The organism is Paraburkholderia sp. CHISQ3, from assembly GCF_030464945.1.
In the GTDB taxonomy this organism is placed as follows: Bacteria; Pseudomonadota; Gammaproteobacteria; order Burkholderiales; family Burkholderiaceae; genus Paraburkholderia; species Paraburkholderia megapolitana.
This window is the reverse complement of sequence record NZ_JALPRG010000004.1, coordinates 425,321-447,093: the sequence shown is the minus strand read 5'-3', so window position 1 is coordinate 447,093 and position 21,773 is coordinate 425,321. Positions and strand designations below refer to the sequence as shown.

18 protein-coding genes are annotated in these 21,773 nt (G+C 62.8%); 17 read left to right on the top strand and 1 reads right to left on the bottom strand.

Features of this window, described 5'->3' with window-relative positions; genetic code table 11:
* Positions 1 to 12 precede the first annotated feature (12 nt).
* The 17 genes from ndk to M0D65_RS11825 all read left to right on the top strand — a co-directional run bounded on the left by ndk (position 13) and on the right by M0D65_RS11825 (position 19,190).
* Entirely contained in the window at positions 13 to 438 is a 426-nt protein-coding gene (ndk, locus tag M0D65_RS11905) for a nucleoside-diphosphate kinase (RefSeq protein WP_091014139.1), read from the top strand.
* Positions 439 to 551: 113 nt separating this feature from the next.
* Positions 552 to 1,700, top strand: a complete 1,149-nt coding sequence (gene rlmN, locus M0D65_RS11900; RefSeq protein ID WP_266252828.1) for a 23S rRNA (adenine(2503)-C(2))-methyltransferase RlmN — start codon at positions 552 to 554, stop codon at positions 1,698 to 1,700.
* Positions 1,701 to 1,888: 188 nt separating this feature from the next.
* Positions 1,889 to 2,989 (top strand): RodZ domain-containing protein, encoded by a 1,101-nt coding sequence (locus tag M0D65_RS11895; protein ID WP_266252826.1) that lies wholly within the window; start codon positions 1,889 to 1,891, stop codon positions 2,987 to 2,989.
* A 103-nt stretch (positions 2,990 to 3,092) separates the two neighbouring features.
* The gene (gene ispG, locus M0D65_RS11890; protein ID WP_266252825.1) at positions 3,093 to 4,394 is read left to right on the top strand and encodes a flavodoxin-dependent (E)-4-hydroxy-3-methylbut-2-enyl-diphosphate synthase; all 1,302 of its coding nucleotides are present in this window, start codon (positions 3,093 to 3,095) and stop codon (positions 4,392 to 4,394) included.
* A 21-nt stretch (positions 4,395 to 4,415) separates the two neighbouring features.
* Positions 4,416 to 5,756: a histidine--tRNA ligase gene (gene hisS / locus M0D65_RS11885; RefSeq protein ID WP_266252824.1), complete on the top strand. Its 1,341-nt coding sequence runs from the start codon at positions 4,416 to 4,418 to the stop codon at positions 5,754 to 5,756.
* 61 nt (positions 5,757 to 5,817) lie between these two features.
* Positions 5,818 to 6,447 carry a tetratricopeptide repeat protein gene (locus tag M0D65_RS11880; protein ID WP_266252823.1) on the top strand — a complete coding sequence of 210 codons (630 nt, stop codon included), beginning with the start codon at positions 5,818 to 5,820 and terminating at the stop codon, positions 6,445 to 6,447.
* A gap of 61 nt (positions 6,448 to 6,508) precedes the next feature.
* Positions 6,509 to 7,654, top strand: coding sequence for an outer membrane protein assembly factor BamB (gene bamB, locus M0D65_RS11875; protein ID WP_091014115.1), 1,146 nt, complete (start codon positions 6,509 to 6,511; stop codon positions 7,652 to 7,654).
* Positions 7,655 to 8,089: 435 nt separating this feature from the next.
* Entirely contained in the window at positions 8,090 to 9,427 is a 1,338-nt protein-coding gene (gene der / locus M0D65_RS11870) for a ribosome biogenesis GTPase Der (RefSeq protein WP_091014767.1), read from the top strand.
* 165 nt (positions 9,428 to 9,592) lie between these two features.
* Positions 9,593 to 9,832: an RNA chaperone Hfq gene (gene hfq / locus M0D65_RS11865; RefSeq protein WP_091014112.1), complete on the top strand. Its 240-nt coding sequence runs from the start codon at positions 9,593 to 9,595 to the stop codon at positions 9,830 to 9,832.
* A 57-nt stretch (positions 9,833 to 9,889) separates the two neighbouring features.
* Complete coding sequence (gene hflX / locus M0D65_RS11860; protein ID WP_266252822.1) at positions 9,890 to 11,125, top strand: GTPase HflX; 1,236 nt, start codon at positions 9,890 to 9,892, stop codon at positions 11,123 to 11,125.
* A gap of 50 nt (positions 11,126 to 11,175) precedes the next feature.
* Entirely contained in the window at positions 11,176 to 12,588 is a 1,413-nt protein-coding gene (gene hflK, locus M0D65_RS11855; RefSeq protein WP_266252820.1) for an FtsH protease activity modulator HflK, read from the top strand.
* 10 nt (positions 12,589 to 12,598) lie between these two features.
* Complete coding sequence (gene hflC, locus M0D65_RS11850; protein ID WP_091014100.1) at positions 12,599 to 13,501, top strand: protease modulator HflC; 903 nt, start codon at positions 12,599 to 12,601, stop codon at positions 13,499 to 13,501.
* Between the two features lie 43 nt (positions 13,502 to 13,544).
* Complete coding sequence (locus M0D65_RS11845; RefSeq protein ID WP_091014097.1) at positions 13,545 to 13,736, top strand: DUF2065 domain-containing protein; 192 nt, start codon at positions 13,545 to 13,547, stop codon at positions 13,734 to 13,736.
* Between the two features lie 66 nt (positions 13,737 to 13,802).
* On the top strand, positions 13,803 to 14,954 hold the full coding sequence (locus M0D65_RS11840; protein ID WP_266252819.1) for an ATP phosphoribosyltransferase regulatory subunit: 1,152 nt from the start codon (positions 13,803 to 13,805) through the stop codon (positions 14,952 to 14,954).
* 131 nt (positions 14,955 to 15,085) lie between these two features.
* Entirely contained in the window at positions 15,086 to 16,432 is a 1,347-nt protein-coding gene (locus M0D65_RS11835; RefSeq protein WP_266252818.1) for an adenylosuccinate synthase, read from the top strand.
* A 3-nt stretch (positions 16,433 to 16,435) separates the two neighbouring features.
* A complete protein-coding gene (locus M0D65_RS11830) occupies positions 16,436 to 17,023 on the top strand; it encodes a phosphoribosyltransferase (protein ID WP_177228297.1) in 588 nt (195 codons plus the stop codon).
* Between the two features lie 280 nt (positions 17,024 to 17,303).
* The gene (locus M0D65_RS11825) at positions 17,304 to 19,190 is read left to right on the top strand and encodes a potassium transporter Kup (protein WP_266252816.1); all 1,887 of its coding nucleotides are present in this window, start codon (positions 17,304 to 17,306) and stop codon (positions 19,188 to 19,190) included.
* A 181-nt stretch (positions 19,191 to 19,371) separates the two neighbouring features.
* Here M0D65_RS11825 and M0D65_RS11820 read toward each other — a convergent pair whose 3' ends face one another.
* Positions 19,372 to 21,717, bottom strand: coding sequence for a Tex family protein (locus tag M0D65_RS11820; RefSeq protein WP_266252815.1), 2,346 nt, complete (start codon positions 21,715 to 21,717; stop codon positions 19,372 to 19,374).
* Positions 21,718 to 21,773: the final 56 nt, after the last annotated feature.

Below are 21,773 nucleotides of genomic sequence, written 5' to 3'. Positions count from 1 at the left end.
TCTGGAGTTTTTATGGCGCTCGAACGCACTTTGTCGATTATCAAGCCGGACGCAGTGGCAAAGAACGTGATTGGCCAGATCTACAGCCGTTTCGAAAACGCTGGTCTGAAGGTCATCGCTGCCCGCATGGTGCATCTGTCGCGTGCCGATGCCGAGAAGTTTTACGCCGTTCATGCCGCTCGCCCGTTCTTCAAGGACCTCGTCGAGTTCATGATCTCCGGTCCGGTGATGGTGCAGGTTCTGGAAGGCGACGACGCCATCCTGAAGAATCGTCAGCTGATGGGCGCAACCGACCCGAAGAAGGCAGAAAAAGGCACGATTCGTGCTGATTTCGCCGACAGCATCGACGCAAACGCGGTTCACGGCTCGGATGCAGCCGAAACGGCACGCGACGAAGTGGCGTTCTTCTTCCCGGCAGTCAACGTTTATTCGCACTGAGCGCCGGACAAAGTAGTAAGGTAAAAGCAGCAGGAACGGGCGCGAACGGCACAGGCGTTCATGCAGCTTGCTTTGCATGAATGTAGTCTCGCACTGAAATGGCAGGATTCGATATGACGAGCACAACCGTCAACCTTCTCGATCTCGACGCCGAGGGGCTCGTCGCCTATTGCGACAGCCTCGGCGAGAAGCCGTTTCGCGCCAAGCAGTTGCAGCGCTGGATCCACCAATACAATGCGGCGGACTTCGACGGCATGACCGATCTCGCGAAGTCCCTGCGCGAAAAGCTGAAAGGGCGTGCGACTCTCGCGATGCCCGATATCGTCAGCGACCATATCTCCGCCGACGGCACCCGCAAGTGGCTGATCGACGTCGGCAACGGCAATGCCGTCGAAACCGTTTTCATTCCTGAAGAAACCCGCGGCACGCTGTGCGTGTCGTCGCAGGCGGGCTGTGCGGTCAATTGCCGCTTCTGCTCGACCGGCAAGCAGGGTTTTTCACGCAATCTCACTACCGGCGAAATCGTTGGCCAGTTGCGCATGGCCGAGTTCGCGCTGCGCGCCGCACGCGGCACCGCGATTGGCCGCGCGGCCGGCGGTGACGGCAAGGGCGAACGGGCAGTCACCAATGTGGTGATGATGGGCATGGGCGAGCCGCTTCTGAATTACGACGCGGTTGTGCCCGCCATGCGTCTGATGCTCGACGACAACGCGTACGGGTTGTCGCGCCGGCGCGTGACGTTGTCGACCTCTGGGGTAGTGCCGATGATGGACCGGCTCGGCGCCGATCTGCCGGTGGCGCTTGCGGTATCCCTGCACGCGCCGACAGATTCACTGCGCGACATGCTGGTGCCGCTGAACAAAAAGTATCCGCTGCGCGAGTTGATGGCAGCGTGCGAGCACTATCTGAAGGTAGCGCCGCGAGATTTCATTACGTTCGAATATTGCATGCTCGACGGTGTGAACGACAGCGAGGCGCAGGCGCGCGAACTGCTGGCCGTGACGCGCAACGTGCCGTGCAAGTTCAACCTGATCCCGTTCAACCCGTTCCCGGAATCCGGGTTGTTCCGCTCGAAGTCCGAGCAGATCAAGCGGTTTGCGCAAGTGCTGATGGACGCGGGTGTGGTGACCACGGTGCGCAAGACGCGCGGCGACGACATCGACGCTGCCTGTGGACAGCTGGCCGGAGCGGTCCAGGACCGCACGCGGCTCGCCGAGCGCACCGGGAAAGCGGCGAAAGTCATCGAAGTACGGGCTATATAGCCACGGGCTGTATAGCCCGGCAGCGTCCGCAGCAACGTCGCGGCGATGCGAGAGGAAAGTTTTGCAGAAGCGATCGGAAGCGGCACACATGCCGCGCATTTTGTTATAAACGGTCTGCGATCCGGATTGGGGCGGGGTGTCCCGAAGGGTCGCACGAGTGAAAAAGAATCGACGCGAAAGGATTTGGGATGAGTGAGCCGCAGCACCCGCAGCCGCAGGACACGGAGACGAACGCAGGCCGCCCCGCACCGGCTGTGGTGCAGCCGCTTGGGTCGGGCGGACTGGATTCGCTGGCGGCGCTGGGAGCGCGATTGACGCAACTGCGCGAATCGAAAGGCTGGACGATCGACGACGTTTCGGCCCGCCTGAAAGTGGCCGTGCCGAAGCTGCGCGCGCTCGAGGCGGGCGACATCAGCCATCTCCCGGATACGACATTTGCACTCGGCGTGGTGCGCAGCTATGCGCGTATGCTCGGTGCCGATCCCGCGCCGTTCACACAGGCGCTGCGCCGCGAGAAAGGTGTGCCCGAACCGGATCTGTCGATGCCGGCTTCGTCGGGACGCGATTTGCCGCGCGGCAAGGTTTCGCTGTCGCTGGGCGGAGCGCCGCGGCGTCGTTCGTGGCTGTGGGGAATTGCCGCAATCGTCGTCGCGGTGATCGCGCTGGCCATGTGGCATACGAACAGCGGCGAGTCGTCCGCGTGGTTCGCGCGTCTGAAGGCGAGCGCGAACGGCACAGCCGCTACGGCGGGCGATGCGGCGAGCACATCCGCTACGGTCGCGCAGGGCCAGACGGCCGCAGCCGACGATACGGCGAGTACGCCGGATGCCCAAGCTAATCAGACTAATCAGGCCGCGTCCACCGATGCAGGTGCCGTCGCATCAGGAACGCCGATGCCGGCCCCGTTGCCGACTGCCGCGGCACCGGCATCGACGGTTGTTGCGCCGGTGGCACAGGCCAGCCAGCCGGCGGTCGCCGCCGCACCGGCGAGCGTTGCCACCACGATGACTGCCAGCGCACCCGCCGCTGCGCCTCAGGAAGGCGAAGCGATCGTCGCGATGAGCGTCAGCCAGGACAGCTGGTTCAGCGTGCGCCAGAACGACGGCAAGGAGTTGTTCTCCGGCCTCGTTCACGCGGGAGAAACGAAGGAAGTTACCGGCGCGGCACCATTCAAGATCACGGTGGGCAACAAGGCAGGGCTCGCGTCGATGACGCTCGACGGCCAGCCGGTCGATCCCGCCAAGTATTCGTCGGCCCGAGGCAATGTGGCGCGCTTTGCGTTGCCTTGATTCTGTCATGACGCGCCGCGGCGAATCGGCCAGCGGCGCTTTCCCCGGTCGGGCATTGCCAGTGTGCAGGGCAGCCTGAGCGGTTTTTTTGCGGATTTTTTCGATGCATTCCGATCCCTTGCCATCCAGCAGCCAGATTTGTTCGTCCGAGCCCGTTTTCGGCGGCCACGCGCCGCGTCGCGTGTCGCATGCGGTCGACGTGCGTTGGGGCGGTCAGCTCGTGACGATCGGCGGCGACGCGCCGGTGCGCGTGCAGTCGATGACCAACACCGATACCGCCGACGCGATCGGCACAGCGATCCAGATCAAGGAACTGGCACAGGCCGGCTCCGAGCTCGTGCGGATCACTGTCAACACACCCGAAGCCGCAGCCGCGGTGCCCGCTGTGCGCGAGCAACTCGACCGGATGGGCGTGAGCGTGCCGCTCGTCGGCGACTTCCACTACAACGGCCATCTGCTGCTGCGTGACTATCCGGGCTGCGCGGAAGCGCTGTCGAAGTACCGCATTAACCCCGGCAACGTCGGCCACGGTGCGAAGCGCGACACGCAGTTCGCGCAGATGATCGAGGCCGCGGCCCGCTACGACAAGCCGGTCCGGATCGGCGTGAACTGGGGCAGTCTCGACCAGGAACTGCTCGCGAAGATGATGGACGAGAACGCCGCGCGCACCCAACCGTGGGACGCGCAGAGCGTGATGTACGAAGCGCTGATCCAGTCGGCGATCGGCTCGGCGGAACGGGCGGTCGAACTCGGGCTTAGCCGCAACCGCATCATCCTGTCGTGCAAGGTGAGCGGGGTGCAGGATCTGATCGCGGTGTACCGCGAGCTTGCGCGCCGCTGTGAATTCGCGCTGCACCTCGGCTTGACCGAAGCGGGCATGGGTTCGAAGGGCATCGTTGCATCGACGGCGGCGCTGTCGGTGCTGCTGCAGCAGGGCATCGGCGACACGATCCGGATTTCGCTGACACCGGAGCCAGGCGGTCCGCGTACTGGCGAAGTGATCGTCGGTCAGGAAATCCTGCAGACCATGGGCCTGCGTTCGTTCACGCCGATGGTGATCGCGTGTCCGGGTTGCGGACGCACGACCAGCACGCTGTTCCAGGAGCTTGCATCGCAGATCCAGACCTATCTGCGTACCCAGATGCCGGTCTGGCGCGACCAGTTCCCGGGCGTCGAGAAGATGCACGTCGCGGTGATGGGTTGCATCGTCAACGGTCCGGGCGAATCGAAGCAGGCGAACATCGGTATCAGCCTGCCGGGTTCCGGTGAGAATCCGGCCGCGCCGGTGTTCATCGACGGCGAGAAGGTCAAGACGCTGCGCGGCGAACGCATCGCAGAAGAATTCCAGCAAATCGTGAGCGACTACGTCGAGCGCACCTATGGTCGCGCAACGGCGCTCAACTAAATATTCGTCGATCGAAGACAGATGACAGAACAGAAGAAGAAGCTCGAAAAGTTGTCCGGTGTGAAGGGCATGAACGATATCCTTCCGCAGGAAGCCGGGCTGTGGGAGTTTTTCGAAGCGACGGTGAAGTCGATGCTCCGTTCGTACGGATACCAGAACATCCGCACGCCGATCCTCGAACATACGCAGCTATTCACGCGCGGTATCGGCGAGGTGACGGACATCGTCGAGAAGGAGATGTACAGCTTCACCGACGCACTGAACGGCGAGAACCTGACCATGCGTCCGGAGAACACCGCCGCGGTTGTGCGCGCAACCATCGAACATAACCTGCTGTACGACGGTCCGAAGCGGCTGTGGTACGTCGGTCCGATGTTCCGTCACGAGCGTCCGCAGCGCGGGCGTTATCGCCAGTTCCATCAGGTTGGTGTCGAGGCGCTTGGTTTTGCCGGTCCGGATACCGACGCCGAGATCATCCTGATGTGCCAGCGCCTGTGGGACGATCTTGGGCTGAGCGGTATCCGTCTCGAGATCAACTCGCTGGGTCTTGCGCACGAGCGCGCCGCACACCGTGTCGAACTGATCGCGTACCTGGAAAAGCACATGGACGTGCTCGACGAGGACGCAAAGCGCCGGCTGTATACGAATCCGCTGCGCGTGCTGGACACGAAGAATCCGGCACTGCAGGAAATCGCGCAGAACGCGCCGAAGCTGATCGATTTTCTCGGCGAGGAATCGCGTGCGCACTTCGACGGGCTGCAACGCATCCTCAAGTCGAACAACATTCCGTTCAAGATCAATCCGCGGCTCGTGCGCGGTCTCGATTACTACAATCAGACCGTCTTCGAGTGGATCACGGACAAGCTCGGCGCGCAGGGTACGGTAGCCGCCGGCGGCCGTTACGATCCGCTGATCGAGCAGCTCGGCGGCAAGCCGACAGCGGCGTGTGGCTGGGCGATGGGCGTCGAGCGTATCCTCGAGCTCCTGAAGGAGGAGAACCTCGTACCCGAAGCCGAAGGCTGCGACGTGTACGTGGTTCACCAGGGCGATGCGGCGCGCGAGCAGGCGTTCATCGTGGCCGAGCGGCTGCGCGATACGGGGCTCGATGTGATCCTGCATTGCAGCCCGGATGGCCAGACGGCGAGCTTCAAGTCGCAGATGAAGCGTGCCGATGCCAGCGGCGCCGCGTTCGCGGTGATTCTCGGCGAAGACGAGATCGCGAACGGCACGGTTGGGGTCAAACCGCTGCGCGGCATGGATGAAAGTGGCGGTAAGAGTGAACAACATAACGTTCCCGCCGAAGACTTGACCGAATTTCTAATCAATGCGATGGTTGCAACCGCCGAAGATGGCGAGGACTGATCGCGGCGGCGCGTTTGCGGCTCGATATGAACAGATATAAGGAAGAAGGGATCGCCCGGCGATGAGTTACCACGACGAACAAGAATCGATTGAAAGTCTGAAGGCATGGTGGACGCAGTGGGGCAATTCGACCACGTGGGTTGTCCTGATCGTGCTCGTGGCCGCAGCTAGCTGGAACGGCTGGAATTTCTGGCAGCGTCGCCAGGCGGCGGAAGCTTCGGTGCTGTATGACCAGGTGCAACAGGCAGTTGCGTCCGGCGATAAAGCCAAGGTGTCGCGCGTTGCCGCCGATATGGAAGACAAGTTCAGCAGCACGGCCTATGCGCAGATGACTGCGCTCAGCGCAGCGAAGGTGCTCTATACGGCAGGCGACGAGCCCGCCGCGAAGGCGCAGCTGCAATGGACTGTCGACCACGCGAAAGACGACGAATTCCGCCAGATCGCGAAGCTGCGTCTCGCTTCGCTGCTACTCGACGAAAAGGCATACGACGCAGGTCTTGCGCTGCTCGCGGAGCCGCAGTCGGATGCATTCAAGGGTGTCGTCGCCAATGGCCGCGGCGATCTGCTCGCAGCCCAGGGCAAGCGCGACGATGCACGTACGGCTTACAAGCTCGCGCTCGACACGCTGCCGAAAACCGATTCGTCGGCTCGTCAACTGATCCAGTTCAAGCTGGACGCACTGGGTGGCTGAACGTCGCGTCGCGACGAACCGCACCCCATCGATTAACTCACCATCCTTGTCTGGTTCACTGATGAATCTGCTGAAACGTTACGTTGTGCCCGTTGCCTGTGCGATGACCGTGCTCACCATGGCGGCTTGCTCATCCACGAAAGACGAGCGCCGCGAGCCGACGCCGCTCACCGAGTTCAAATCCGTACTCGATGTGCAGCTCGCGTGGAAGTCGAGCGTCGGCAAGGCTGGACGTTACCTGTTCTCGCCGGTCGCAGTAGGCGACTCGATCTATGCGGCAGGCACGAATGGGTCGGTAGCGAAGATCGACGCGAAGACCGGCAAGGACATCTGGCGCACGAAGGTCGGCGCCGATCTGTCGGCCGGGGTAGGCAGCGACGGTACGCTGACCGCGGTAGGCGCGCTGAAGGGCGGTGTCTACGTGCTCGGACCGGATGGCAAGCTGCTGTGGAAATCGACCGTGCAGGGCGAGATCATTTCGCCGCCGCTCGTCGGCAACGGCTATGTGGTGGTGCGGACGATCGACGGTCAGATCGCTGCGTTCAACGCGGAGACCGGCGAGCAGAAGTGGATCTATCGTAACCGCGCGGTGCCGCTCAATCTGCGCGTCTCGTCGGGCATGACGTTCGCCGCCGATGTCGGCGTGCTGGCAGGCTTCCCGGGTGGATCGTTTGCGGCGATCAACCTGCAAAGCGGCGACGCGTTCTGGCAGACGCCGGTGTCGTATCCGAAGGGCGTGACCGAAGTCGAGCGGATCAACGACGTGACCGGCGCGCCTACGCTCGTCGGAGCACAGACCTGCGCCGTGACGTTCCAGGGGCAGCTCGGCTGCTTCGATGCGAACTCGGGGCGCCCGGTGTGGGAGAAACCGTTCTCGAGCACGAGTGGGGTCGCTCAGGATGAACGCGCGGTGGTCGGCGGCGACGACTGGTCGGTCGTCTGGGCGTTCGATGCGTCGAACGGCAACGCGCTGTGGCATACCGACAAGCTGAAGAATCGCGAAGTCAGTATTCCGTATCTGCTGGGTCGTGCCGTCGTGGTCGGCGACTATCAGGGCTTTGTGCACTTCCTGTCGCGCGACGATGGTACGTTCATCGCGCGCATGAAAACCGATGGCAGCGCGATTACTGCCCCGCCGGTGCTGGCCGGCGACACGCTCGTCGTGCAGACGCACGACGGCGACCTGTACGGGTTCCGTCCGCGCTGATCGATACTGATCGCGACGACCCCCGTACGACGTGCAGGCCGGCTGTGTTGCCGGCCGTCTGCGTTTTATCGCTGCACGACAATTCCCAGGTGGCCTTGCGTGCCACCCGAACAAGCCGGTCGAACCAGCACTGAACTGCGCCGTTGCATTGGCGTTGTATGAAGTGTGGTCCGGCAGGCATCGCAGAACCCACGATCGCCGGAACTGCAACAAGGTCCGGCGCCGGCACGAAAGCCTGACGCGTCGGCCGGGCCCTGGCCCGTGTATCGACGCAACCTGGTCCCTGGACCGTCTGGACACGCAGGTTGCCTGTGCGTCCGGCCCCGGCCGGATTCGTGATAATTTTCGTCAAGCGCTGCCGCGAACCGGCCGCCTGGCGTCGCCATGCGGCACACCGTGTTTCCGTGCGCCGCGCTTCACCGTGAACAACATCAGATGAAACCCGTAATTGCCCTCGTCGGGCGCCCCAATGTGGGGAAATCCACGCTATTCAACCGCCTGACACGCTCGCGCGACGCTCTTGTCGCCGACCTGCCGGGGCTGACGCGCGATCGCCACTATGGCGAAGGGCGGGTCGGCGAACGGCCGTACCTGGTCGTCGATACCGGTGGCTTCGAGCCCGTCGCGAAGGACGGCATCCTGCATGAAATGGCGCGGCAGACGCGCCAGGCAGTCGCGGAATCGGACATCGTCGTGTTCATCGTCGACGGTCGCAACGGGCTGGCTCCGCAGGACAAGACGATTGCCGACTATCTGCGCAAGACCGGCCGGCCGATCTTCCTCGTCGTGAACAAAGCTGAGGGCATGAAGTACAGCGCGGTCGCCGCCGACTTCTACGAACTCGGCCTCGGCGACCCGCGTGCAATTTCCTCCGCGCACGGTGACGGTGTGAGCGAGATGATCGGCGATGCGCTCGAAGTCGCGTATGCGGGTCAGCCGGAAGAAAGTGAAGAAGAAAAGGAAGCGCGCGGCGTCAAGATCGCGATTGTCGGGCGGCCGAACGTCGGCAAGTCGACGCTCGTGAATACGCTGCTCGGTGAAGAACGTGTGATCGCGTTCGACATGCCCGGCACGACGCGCGACTCGATCTACATCGACTTCGAACGGCAGGGCAAGAAGTACACGTTGATCGACACCGCGGGGCTGCGTCGTCGCGGCAAGGTGTTCGAAGCGATCGAGAAATTCTCGGTGGTGAAGACGCTGCAGTCGATCTCCGATGCAAACGTCGTGATCCTGATGCTCGATGCGCGGCAGGACATATCGGATCAGGATGCGCACATCGCAGGGTTCGTCGTCGAGCAGGGGCGTGCGCTCGTGGTCGGCGTGAACAAGTGGGACGGGCTCGATCCGCATGTGCGCGAGCGTACGAAATCGGATTTAGAGCGCAAGCTAAAATTTCTCGAGTTCGCGAAATTTCACTTTATTTCAGCGTCGGAAAATACCGGCATCGGTGCATTGATGCGTTCCGTCGACGATGCGTACGCAGCTGCGATGGCCAAGCTGCCGACGCCGAAGCTGACCCGTGCACTGATCGATGCCGTCGAATTCCAGCAGCCGCGCCGTCGCGGCCCGGTGCGACCCAAGCTGCGCTATGCGCACCAGGGCGGCCAGAACCCACCGCTCATCGTGATTCACGGCAACGCGCTCGACGCGATCACAGACACCTACAAGCGTTACCTTGAAAAACGCTTCCGGGAAACTTTCGGGCTGGCGGGGACTCCATTGCGGATAGAGTTTCGTTCGTCGACGAACCCCTACGCGGACAAGGGCTGAAATCCACGCCTGCAGCCGCGCCGAAACCCGCTTGCATGCTGGGTTTGGCCACATGGCCAGGCCAGCGCGCGAAAATGAAAATCGGCTATAGTGTAGCGATTGACGGCGGATCTCTTTTTCTTCGCCGACAATTTAGTCAACCTGCAAAAAAATACGGAGTTTGCTATGAGCAACAAAGGGCAATTGTTACAAGACCCGTTTTTGAACGCACTGCGTAAAGAGCATGTGCCGGTGTCGATCTACCTGGTCAACGGCATCAAGCTTCAAGGGAACATCGAATCGTTCGACCAGTACGTCGTGTTGCTCCGGAATACGGTGACCCAGATGGTGTACAAGCACGCTATTTCGACTGTTGTGCCTGCCCGTCCGGTGAATTTCCACCCTGATTCCGAAACAGCGTCCTAATTTCTCATCGCGGCCGGTCCGCGTCGCCCACTGGCGATCCTGACCGGCCGCCTCATTTTGACCACCACCAATTTGATCAATGCAGCGCTTGTCGGCGTCGACTTCGGAAAGATCGATTTCGTAGCCAGCCTCGAAGAACTCAGCCTGCTCGCGCAAAGCGCGGGCGCTCATCCCGCCGTTACCCTCACCGGACGCCGTTCGAGTCCCGATGCCAGGATGTTTGTCGGCAGCGGCAAGGTCGAAGAGTTGCGTCTCGCGTGCGAGGCTAACGACATCGAACTCGTTATTTTCAATCACGCTCTCGCGCCGGCACAGCAGCGCAATCTGGAGCAAGCGCTTAACAGGCGTGTGATCGATCGCACGAGTTTGATTCTCGATATTTTTGCGCAACGCGCCCGCAGCCACGAAGGCAAGCTGCAGGTCGAACTCGCGCAACTGCAATACCTGTCGACGCGGTTGATCCGCGCGTGGACCCACCTTGAACGGCAAAAAGGCGGTATCGGTTTGCGCGGTCCCGGTGAAACCCAGCTTGAAACCGACCGCCGGCTGATCGGCGAGCGCATCAAGGCACTCAAGACCCGGCTCGAAAAACTGCGGCGTCAGCATGGCACGCAACGACGTGCGCGCGAGCGCAACCGCACCGTGTCGGTATCGCTCGTCGGCTATACGAACGCCGGCAAGTCGACGCTCTTCAATGCACTGACGAAAGCGCAGGCGTATGCGGCCGATCAGTTGTTCGCGACACTCGACACTACCTCGCGGCGCGTTTATCTCGGTGACGAGGTGGGGCAGGTGGTCGTGTCCGATACGGTCGGCTTCATCCGCGAACTGCCTCACCAACTGGTTGCGGCATTTCGCGCGACGCTCGAGGAAACGATTCACGCCGACTTGCTGCTGCACGTCGTCGATGCATCGAGCGCGGTGCGGCTCGACCAGATCGATCAGGTGAACGAGGTGCTTCACGAGATCGGCGCGGACGCGATCCGTCAGGTGCTGGTGTTCAACAAGATCGACGCGGTGCCTGAGTTAGCGGCCCGCGGCGACGCGGTTGAAAGGGATGAGTATGGTAATATTTCGCGCGTCTTTTTGAGCGCGCGCACGGGGCAGGGACTGGACACGTTGCGTGCAGCCATCGCTGAAATCGCTACTGCCGAACATCTTGCCGATGCGGCTCCTTCGCGGCATGAGTTGGCAACTGGGTTAGCAACTGAGTTGCCAATTGAATCGTTGCCCGAGGAAGCGCTGTCCGCGGCTCCGCACGAGCACCGCAAGATCCCAGAACACGGGCTTTGACCCGTTCCACATTGCATTGACCGGCTGTCTATTCTGGTGAACGAACTCAGGTGAACGAATACAACGAGCGGAGTACCTGGCTGCGTCTGCGCGCCATCCTGTCGCTGAACGATCCGCGTTGGGGACGGGGCGACGACAATGGCTCCCGGCAGCGCCCGAACGACCCGCGCCGTCCGCAAAACGGCAAGGACGGTGACGGGCCGCCGGATCTCGACGAGATGTGGCGCGACTTCAATCGCCGGCTGTCCGGTCTGTTCGGCCGCAAGGGCTCGGGCGGTGGCGGCGAGCGTCGTCCGGACAACGGCCGCAGCGCACAGATCGGCGTAGGCATCGTGGTCGGCGTGCTGATCGCCATCTATCTCGGCAGCGGCGTATTCGTCGTGCAGGATGGTCAGGCCGCCGTCGTGTCGCAGTTCGGCCAGTACCGCTACACCGCGGACCAGGGCGTGCACTGGCGTCTGCCGTATCCGTTCGAAACGCACGAAGTCGTTAACGTAAGCACGATCCATTCGGTCGAGATCGGCCGCGATAACGTCGTGCGCCCGGCCAACGTGAAGGACGCATCGATGCTCACGCACGATGCCGATATCGTCGACGTGCGCTTTTCCGTGCAGTACCAGGTGCGCAAACCCACCGACTATCTGTTCCGTAGTGTCGATCCCGACCAGAGCGTGACGCAGGCAGCGCAAGCGGCGGTGCGCAGCATCGTCGGCGCGCGCAGCACCGACGCCATCCTCTATCAGGATCGCGAAGCGATCCGCCAGCAATTGAGCGATTCGATCCAGCAGTCGCTCGACGCCTACCATACCGGCCTCGTCGTGACCGGCGTGACGATCCAGGGTGTCAAGGCACCGGACCAGGTGCAGGCGGCCTTCGACGACGCATCGAAAGCTCATCTGGACAACGAACGCGCAACACGCGACGCGCAGGCCTATGCGAACGACCTGTTGCCGCGCGCCCAGGCCGATGCCGCACGCATGATCGATGAAGCGAAAGCCTATAGCGACCGCGTAGTCGCCCAGGCGCAAGGCGATGCCGCGCGCTTCAAGCAGGTCTACGCGCAGTATTCGAAGGCCCCTGCGGTGATCCGCGAACGCATGTATCTGGACACGATGCAGCATATCTATTCGAATACGACGAAGGTGTTCGTCGACAGCAAGGCGGGCAACAACGTGCTGTATCTGCCGCTCGATAAACTCGTCGAGCAGACGCGTCAGCGGGCCTCGGATGCAGCGGCCGCAGCTGTGGTCAATCCGAATCCGAACACAGCCGCTGCCGTGCCGCAAGATGCGAGCGCCGCTGCTGCGGCCGCAGCAGCCGCCACGACGTCAGGTGCAACGGGCGTCGCTACTTCCGCAGTGCCGGCGATTCCCGCCAGCCAGGCGGCCACCGCCGCCAGCGATGCATTCCGCTCGCGCGACAGTCTTCGCGACCGCAGTCGCGAAGACGACGTGTCGCAATGAGGAGCGCATCATGAATCGAATCATTGCACTCGTCGTCGCTATTGTGGTCGTGCTGTTCGTCGCCTCGTCGACGGTGTTCGTCGTCGATCAACGTCATATGGCGGTGGTATCGGGACGCGACGGCGCTGCAGGCACGCTGGCAGGCCCCGGCCTGCACGTGAAGCTGCCCGCGCCGCTGCAGAACGTCACGCTGATCGATACGCGAATCCAGTCGCTCGACACGCCGGACGAAGACAACTACGTCAGCGCCGACAAGACCGGTCTGCTCGTCAATCCGGTTATCAAGTATCGCGTGAGCGATCCGCTGAAGCTCGTGGCCGAGACGAAGGGCGATACCCAGGGCCTGCCCGACCGGCTCGCGCTGCTGGCGCGCAGCGCGCTCGGCGATGCGTTCGCGAAGTACACGGTGGCCGACGCGCTCGCGAAGCAGCAGGACATCGCGAACGAAGCACGCGACAGCATGCAGAAAGCGGCCGCGTCGCTTGGCGTCGACGTGCTCGCCGTACAACTGACGCGTATCGATTTCCCCGCCGCGATGGCCGACTCGGTGTACAAGCGGATGATCGCCGCACGCCAGCAGGCTGCGAGCGAAGAGCGCGCCAAAGGCGCATCCGAAGCGGACCAGATCAAGGCCGATGCGGATCGCAAGCAGCAGGCGCTGCTCGCCGATGCGTACCAGCAGGCGCAGACCATCAAGGGCGAGGGCGATGGCAATGCAGCATCGATTGCCGCCGATGCGTTCGGTCGCGACCCGCAGTTCTACGAGTTCTATCAGAGCATGCTGGCCTACCGGAACAGCTTCAAGCCAAACGACGTGATCGTCGTGGACCCCAGCAGCGACTTCTTCCGCTTCATGCGTAGTCCGTCCGGCGCTGCATCGCCGGACGCCGCTGCGGCGCCACGCAAACACTGATTACCGGAGCGCCGCGGCACACGCATCGCGGCATCGCCCTCGAATGGACATAGCCGGCTCGTTATTGCTCGCGATCGCACTGATGCTGATCATCGAAGGGATGTTTCCCTTCGTTTTTCCGAGCGCGTGGCGCGACACGTTTCGTAGAATAGCGGAGCGGCCGCCGCATCATATCCGGATCGGCGGCCTGATCGTGATGGCGCTGGGCCTCGTGCTGCTGCTGATCGCGACCTGAGCGGCCGCGCGCCTTTTCCCGACGGCGCCCGACGCGCGCCGTGCTTACCGTCGTAGGACTGCATCGATGTCGACCTGGTTACTTCCCGAGAATATTGCCGACGTTTTGCCGTCGGAGGCCCGCAAGATCGAAGAATTGCGGCGCAGGCTGCTGGACCGCTTCCGCGCCTACGGCTACGAGATGGTGATGCCGCCGCTGCTCGAATATATCGAGTCGCTGCTGACGGGCGGCGGCAGCGATCTGGATCTGCGCACCTTCAAGCTCGTCGATCAATTATCCGGCCGCACGCTCGGGCTGCGCGCGGACATCACGCCGCAGGTTGCGCGGATCGATGCGCATTTGCTGAACCGCCAGGGCGTGACGCGCCTGTGCTACGCGGGCAACGTCGTGCATACGCGCCCGCGCGGCCTGCACGCCACACGCGAGCAGATCCAGATCGGCGCCGAAATCTACGGTCATGCCGGGCTCGAAGCGGACCTCGAAATCCAGCAACTGATGCTCGACGCGCTGCGCCTCGCCGGTCTCGCGAAGGTGCGCCTCGACCTGTGCCACGCCGGCGTGCTGGCGGCACTGATCGATACCGAACCGGTGGCTGCGGCTCTCGGCCAGCCGCTTTTCGAGGCGCTCGCGGGCAAGGACGTGCCGCGGCTCGTTGAGCTGACGACGGGTCTGCAGCCGGTCACGCGCGACGCGCTGCGCGTGCTGCCGACGCTCTACGGTGACGCCTCGGTGCTCGACGAGGCGCGTGCGCGTCTGCCGAACGCACCGGAAATCGCCCGCGCGCTCGACGATCTCGCGTTCCTTGCGGCCCAGGTCGAGGGCGCCGAAGTGATGATCGATCTGGCCGACCTGCGCGGCTACACGTATCACAGCGGTGTCATGTTCTCCGCCTATGTGGACGGTGTGCCGAACGCGGTGGCGCGCGGTGGCCGTTACGACCACGTGGGCCAGGCGTACGGCCGGGCGCGTGCAGCAACCGGTTTTTCGCTCGATCTGCGCGAAGTCGCGCGCATTTCGCCGGTGGAGGCGCGCAGTAGCGCGATTCTCGCGCCGTGGCAGCACGACGACGCGTTGCGCGCGAGCGTTGCGGCGCTGCGCGATGCCGGCGAGGTGGTGATCCAGGCATTGCCGGGCCACGACCACGCGCTCGACGAATTTGCCTGCGACCGGGTGCTGGTCGAGCGCAACGGTGCATGGGTCGTCGAAGCGCTTCAGTAAACATACATGCCGCGGTGCCGGAATGAGGCCGCGGCTTGCTATCCCGTCTATACCTTTGAGCGGAAACGTAAAAATTCGGAACCTTCCGCGAACATAGGTAAAATACGTTTTTAACCAGCTTACGAAACAACATGTCTGCCAGCGCAGTGAATGTGAACGCCGGGCGCAACGTCGTCGTGGTGGGGACCCAGTGGGGTGATGAGGGCAAGGGCAAGATCGTCGACTGGCTGACGGACCACGCCCATGGCGTCGTGCGCTTCCAGGGCGGTCACAATGCCGGCCACACGCTGATCATCGGCGGCAAGAAAACGATCTTGCGCCTGATCCCGTCGGGCATCATGCATCCGGGCGTCGCATGCTACATCGGCAACGGCGTCGTGCTGTCGCCGGAAGCGCTGTTCAAGGAAATCGGCGAACTCGAATCCGCCGGTGTCGACGTTCAGAAGCGCCTGTTCATCTCCGAAGCCACCACGCTGATCCTGCCGTATCACATCGCGATCGACCAGGGGCGCGAAGCGCGCCGCGGCGCGGGCAAGATCGGCACCACGGGCCGCGGCATCGGTCCGGCATACGAAGACAAGGTGGCGCGCCGCGGGCTGCGCGTGCAAGACCTGTTCGAGCCGGAGCTGTTCGCTGCACGCCTGCGCGAAAACCTCGACTATCACAACTTCGTGCTGACCCAGTACCTGGGCGCGGCACCGGTCGATTTCCAGCAGACGCTCGACACCATGCTGAGCTACGCCGACCGCCTGAAGCCGATGGTCACCGACGTGTCGCGCCGCCTCTACGACGAGAACGAAGCCGGCCGCAACCTGCTGTTCGAAGGTGCGCAGGGCACGTTGCTCGATATCGATCACGGCACCTATCCATTCGTCACGTCGAGCAACTGCGTCGCCGGTGCGGCGACCGCTGGCGCGGGCGTCGGTCCGCAGAAGCTTCACTACATCCTCGGCATCACCAAGGCGTACTGCACGCGCGTCGGCTCGGGCCCGTTCCCGAGCGAGCTGTACGACGCCGACAATCCGCAGCGCCAGGACCAGATCGGCGTGACGCTTGCCAACGTCGGCAAGGAATTCGGTTCGGTCACGGGCCGTCCGCGCCGCACCGGCTGGCTCGATGCAGCGGCGCTGCGTCGCTCGATCCAGATCAACGGCATATCGGGTCTGTGCATGACGAAGCTCGACGTGCTCGACGGTCTCGACGAAGTGAAGCTGTGCGTCGGCTACACGCTCGACGGTCGCAGCATCGACATCCTGCCGCGCGGCGCATCGGAAGTGTCGCGTTGCGTGCCGGTGTACGAAACGTTCGGCGGCTGGAAGGAAAGCACGGTCGGCATCAAGGAATGGGGCAAGCTGCCCGCCAACGCGCGTGCGTATCTGACGCGCGTGCAGGAAGTCGCGGGCGTGCCGGTCGACATGGTCTCGACCGGTCCCGACCGCGATGAAACGATCCTGTTGCGCCACCCGTTCAAGGTCTAACTCATGACGCAGGGTGTACCCATGATTGCGATGAAGGACCCACGCAACGACGACAAGAACCTGTGGGTCGGCTGGGACGAGTATCACCGGCTGATCGAATTGCTTGCGCTTTCCGTGCACGATTCGGGCTGGAAGTTCGACAAGATCCTGTGTCTCGCACGCGGTGGGTTGCGCGTCGGCGACCAGCTGTCGCGCATCTACGACCTGCCGCTCGCTATTCTCGCCACCAGTTCGTATCGCGAAGCCGCGGGCACCGAGCAGGGCGAACTCGACATCGCGCAATACATCACGATGACGCGTGGCGAGCTGTCCGGCAACGTGCTGCTGGTCGACGATCTGGTCGATTCCGGCGTGACGCTGGCGCGCGTGCAGCAGCATCTGAAGGAGCGTTATCCGGCTATCACGGCGGTGCGCTCGGCGGTGCTGTGGTACAAGGGCTGCTCGAAAGTGAAGCCGGACTATAGCGTGCAGTATCTGCCGACCAACCCGTGGATTCATCAGCCGTTCGAGGAATGGGACACCGTGCGTCCGCATAACCTCAGCGCGTGGATCAAACGCGGTACGGCGCAGGATGCCGCGTCGAAGGCATGATCGATGCCAACTCGGATGCGCTGCGATAGCGTTGCTGCATCGGTAAACGGAGCCTCGATGGCTCCGTTTTTTTGTGCCTGCGCGAGCGGTGTGCATAACGGTGCACGCATCTATCGAAGTCGCGCCCACAACCATTTCCACACACAGACTTGCCACGGACGCGATGCTACACTGCGCGGACCGTGTGCGTCGCGCGACCGCAACGACTGGACAGCGGCTATAGGCCCGCAGTTAGAATAGCGCTCGCTTTACTCCGCTCAGGAACGGATTCGTTGCGTCTATGACAGATACCCATCACGTGCGCAAGCAGCCTCTGCCGTCTCTTGCGATCGCCGCAATCGGGGTGGTCTTCGGCGATATCGGCACGAGCCCGCTGTACTCGTTGAAGGAAGCCTTCAGCCCGTCACACGGCATTCCTCTTACGCAAAGCTCGATTCTGGGTGTCATTTCGTTGCTGTTCTGGGCGATCGTGATCGTCGTCAGCATCAAGTACGTGCTGTTCGTGATGCGCGCCGACAATAACGGCGAAGGCGGCGTGCTCGCGCTGATGGCGCTGTCGCTGCGTTCGTTCAATCAGAAAAGCCGCGCCGCAGGACTGCTGATGATGCTCGGCATCTTCGGCGCGTGCATGTTTTACGGCGATGCGGTGATCACACCGGCCATCTCGGTGATGTCGGCGGTCGAAGGGCTGCAGATCGCCGCGCCGAAACTTTCCCACCTCGTCATGCCGCTGACGATGATCATTCTCGTCTTGCTGTTCTGGATCCAGCGCCACGGCACGGCGCTCGTGGGTCGTCTGTTCGGTCCGATCATGGTGTTGTGGTTCGTGACGCTCGCGGTGCTCGGCATCTCGCATATCGTTCAGGCGCCGGTCGTCATCAAGGCCTTGAATCCGTACTACGCGTTCAGCTTCATGTCGGCGCACGTACTGCAGGCATATGTCGTGCTCGGCTCGGTCGTGCTGGTGCTGACCGGTGCGGAAGCGTTGTATGCGGACATGGGCCACTTCGGTGCGAAGCCGATCCGCGTGGCCTGGTATGCGCTCGTCATGCCGTCGCTCGTGTTGAACTACTTCGGCCAGGGTGCGCTGCTCATGCACGACCCGAAAGCGATCGAAAACCCGTTCTACCTGCTCGCACCCGACTGGGCATTGCTGCCGCTCGTCGTGCTGTCGACGGTGGCGACGGTGATCGCTTCGCAGGCCGTGATTTCCGGCGCGTATTCGCTGACAAGTCAGGCCATCCAGCTCGGCTATGTGCCGCGTATGAAGATCCTGCACACGTCGGAACTCGCGATCGGCCAGATCTATGTGCCGGTGGTGAACTGGATGCTGCTGTTTATCATCCTGTGCATCGTGCTTGCCTTCAAGAGCTCCGACAATCTCGCGGCTGCCTACGGTATTGCGGTGACCGCGACGATGGTGATCACGACCGTGCTCGCGTGCGTGGTGATGGTCAAGGTGTGGAACTGGAACAAGCTGCTGGTCGGCTTCATCATCGCGGTGTTCATGATTGTCGATTTAGGCTTCTTCGGCGCGAACTTGCTGAAGGTCGAGGAGGGCGGCTGGCTGCCGCTCGGCATCGGTGCGTTGCTGTTCTTCCTGCTGATGACCTGGTTCAAGGGCAGGATGATCGTGAAGGAGCGCACGGCAGCCGACGGTATTCCGCTGATGCCGTTCCTTCAGGGGCTGCTCGCGCATCCGCCGCATCGCGTGTCGGGTACGGCGATCTATCTGACCGGCAGCGATACGCTCGTGCCGGTGAGCCTGCTGCACAACCTGAAGCACAACAAGGTGCTGCACGAGCGCACGATCTTCCTGACCTTCGTCACACGCGATATCCCTTACGTCGACGATGCGGAGCGCGTGACGTTCAAGGAACTCGATGGTGGTCTGTATCTCGTGAAGGCGGTCTACGGTTTCAACGAGACGCCGGACGTGAAGGCCGTGATGCTCGAAGTGGGCCGCACGCACGACATGACTTTTGAGCTGATGGATACGTCGTTTTTCCTCGCGCGCGAAACGGTGGTGCCGACGCAGTTGCCGGGTATGTCGGTGTGGCGCGAGCGGGTGTTCGCGTGGATGCACCAGAACGCTGCAAAGCCGACCGATTTCTTCAGTATTCCCGCGAATCGCGTGGTCGAGTTGGGGACGAAGATCGAGATTTGACGATGTGCTCCGTAGTCTGAGACGCAGTTCGATCTCAGCCGCCGGGATCGGCAAACAAAAAGCCCACGCAGTTCAAATTGCGTGGGCTTCGTTGTTTTCGGGTATCTGTCATGCACTGCGCGAATTCTGCGTGCCGTCCGTGCTTCGCACAGTCACGGCCGGCACGCACGTCCTGACAGGTCTATCGCTGCTTGAGCTTCGCGAATGCCGCAGCCATCGCGCCGCCAGCAGGTTCCGGCTCGCGCGCACGCTGCTGCTGGGGCCGACCCGCGCCGCCGGGACGTCCTGTGCCGCGATCCTGCTGACCGGCACCGCCACGCGGCGCGCTGCTACCCGCGGCATCGTCATCCAGACGCATCGTCAGCGCAATGCGCTGCCGCTTCACGTCGACTTCAAGCACCTTCACCTTGACGATCTGCCCGGCCTTGACGACTTCGTGCGGGTCCTTGATGAAGCGCGTCGACAGTGCCGACACATGGACGAGGCCGTCCTGATGCACGCCGATGTCGATAAACGCGCCGAATGCCGCGACGTTCGTGACGACGCCTTCGAGCACCATCCCCGGCGAGAGATCGGAGATCTTCTCGACGCCTTCACGGAAGGTCGCGGTCTTGAACTCGGGGCGCGGATCGCGGCCCGGTTTTTCGAGTTCTGACAGAATGTCGCGCACCGTCGGCAAGCCGAAGCGCTCGTCGACGAATTCTGCCGGCGACAGCCCCGCGAGCGCTTCGCGATTGCCGAGCACGTCACCGGCCTGCTTGCTGATCTTCGCGAGGATCCGTTCGACGACCGGGTACGCTTCCGGGTGCACGGACGAACGATCGAGCGGATTTTCGCCGCCATTGATCCGCAGAAAACCTGCTGCCTGTTCGAACGTCTTGTCGCCGAGGCGCGGTACCTTGCGCAGGTGTTCGCGCGACGGGAACGGGCCGTTTGCGTCGCGGAAATCGACGATATTGCGCGCGAGCGTCGCATTCAGACCGGAGACGCGTGCGAGCAGCGCAACCGACGCCGTGTTCGCATCGACGCCGACCGCGTTCACGCAATCCTCGACAACGGCATCGAGCGAACGCGCGAGTTCGCGTTGATTCACATCGTGCTGATACTGGCCGACGCCGATCGCTTTCGGGTCGATCTTGACGAGTTCCGCGAGCGGATCCTGCAGACGCCGTGCAATCGATACTGCGCCGCGCAGCGTCACGTCGAGGTCCGGAAACTCCTTCGCGGCGAGTTCGGAAGCGGAGTACACCGAGGCGCCGGCTTCCGATACGACGATCTTCTGCAGCTTCAATTCCGGATGACGCGCGATCAGTTCGCTCGCGAGCTTGTCGGTTTCGCGCGAAGCCGTGCCGTTACCGATGCTGATCAACTCGGCCTGCGTATGCGCAGCAATGCGTGCAAGCTTCGCGAGCGAGCCGTCCCAGTCGCGGCGCGGCTCGTGCGGATAGATCGTATCGGTGGCGAGCACCTTGCCGGTGCGATCGACCACGGCGACCTTCACGCCGGTGCGCAGACCCGGATCGAGACCGATCACGGCCTTCGGGCCTGCAGGTGCGGCGAGCAGCAGGTCCTTCAGATTGCGGGCGAACACGCGGATCGCCTCGTGCTCGGCTTCCTCGCGCAGATGCGTCAGCAGTTCGTTTTCGATATGCGGTTGCACCTTGACGCGCCAGCACCAGCGGCAGACATCGGAGAGCCACTTGTCGGCGGGGCGGCCCAGATTCGCGACGCCGACGTGGCGCGCGATCATCGCTTCGCCGGGGTGCGGCACCTGCGCGTCGAGTTCTTCGCCAAGGCCGAGCTTGACCATCAGCACGCCCGCGTTGCGACCGCGGAACAGCGCCAGCGCACGATGCGAAGGGATGGTCTTGATGGTTTCGGAATAGTCGTAGTAGTCGCGGAATTTCTCGCCTTCTTCGCCTTCCTTGCCTTCCACCACGCTCGACGACACGACGCCCTGGTTGAACAGATAGTCGCGCAGTTTGCCGAGCAGTTCGGCAGTTTCGCCGAACTGCTCGGAGAGAATGTCGCGCGCCCCGTCGAGTGCGGCCTTGATGTCGGCCACGCCTTTTTCGGCATCGACATACGCGGCAGCTTCGGTCTGCGGATCGCGCTGCGGTTCAGCGAGCAACAGATGCGCAAGCGGCTCGAGCCCGGCTTCGCGGGCGATCTGCGCGCGCGTACGGCGCTTCGGTTTGTACGGGAGATAAAGGTCTTCGAGAACCTGCTTGCTGTCGGCGCCTTCGATTGCGGCGCGCAGTTCGTCGGTCAGCTTGCCCTGTTCGTCGATGCTCGCGACGATCGATGCGCGCCGGTCTTCCAGCTCGCGCAGATACAGCAAACGCTCTTCGAGATTGCGCAATTGCGTGTCGTCGAGATTGCCGGTCACTTCCTTCCGGTAGCGGGCAATGAACGGAACAGTCGATCCTTCATCGAGCAGTTCCACCGTAGCCGCGACCTGGCGCGGCTGGACGGCGAGTTCGGTGGCGATACGCTGGACGATCTTGAGTGCTACGGTTTCCGTCATAAGGTCTAGAGGTTCCTGCCGGACTCGGTTTTGAGGCCGCATAAGGCGGTACACGG